Origin of the sequence: Pseudoalteromonas sp. GW168-MNA-CIBAN-0100, assembly GCF_040309225.1 — a bacterium.
GTDB classification, from domain to species: Bacteria; Pseudomonadota; Gammaproteobacteria; order Enterobacterales; family Alteromonadaceae; genus Pseudoalteromonas; species Pseudoalteromonas arctica.
This window is the reverse complement of record NZ_JBEOOL010000099.1, coordinates 1-513: the sequence shown is the minus strand read 5'-3', so window position 1 is coordinate 513 and position 513 is coordinate 1. Positions and strand designations below refer to the sequence as shown.

Annotated in this window: 1 protein-coding gene; it reads left to right on the top strand. The window is 32.2% G+C overall.

The window, feature by feature from the left end; translation table 11 throughout:
• Nucleotides 1–260: 260 nt before the first annotated feature.
• Nucleotides 261–513: mechanosensitive ion channel family protein (locus tag AAEY62_RS20190; protein WP_502935523.1), on the top strand; the 253-nt coding region annotated here is incomplete at its 3' end.

The following is a 513-nucleotide window of genomic DNA, read 5'->3' as shown; positions in this document are numbered from 1 at the left end:
AAAGTAAACTAATCAATACGATAAATACTAACAGGATCAATAGCCTGATAAAAGACTAAATAAGTAAAAGGTTAAATTGAAAAACAATACTTTGAGAAGCAACGAATACCTTTAAAGTAAATATTAATTATTTACCCTAAAAGCCGCAGTCAATAAAAGTAAATTAGCAAGCTAAAAAGCCTGCATTTGTTGCATAGTAGAGTTATCACGTTTATTCTTATATTATTCATATAGTAATTAAAATAAACAGGATCCATAAAATGGAAGAAGTTTTAGGAACAGATGTAGACGCTTCACAATTAATAGACCAAGCCATATCACTCGTTATGACTTACGCACCAAAATTTGTGCTCGCTATTATTACTTTACTGGTTGGCCTATGGCTGATCAACCGCTTTGTTAAGGTTTTAGATAATCGACTAGGCAAAAAAGATCCAACACTAAACAAGTTTTTATGTGGCTTAATTAGCGCTGTAGTGAAAATTATGCTGCTTATTTCGGTGGCCTCTATGG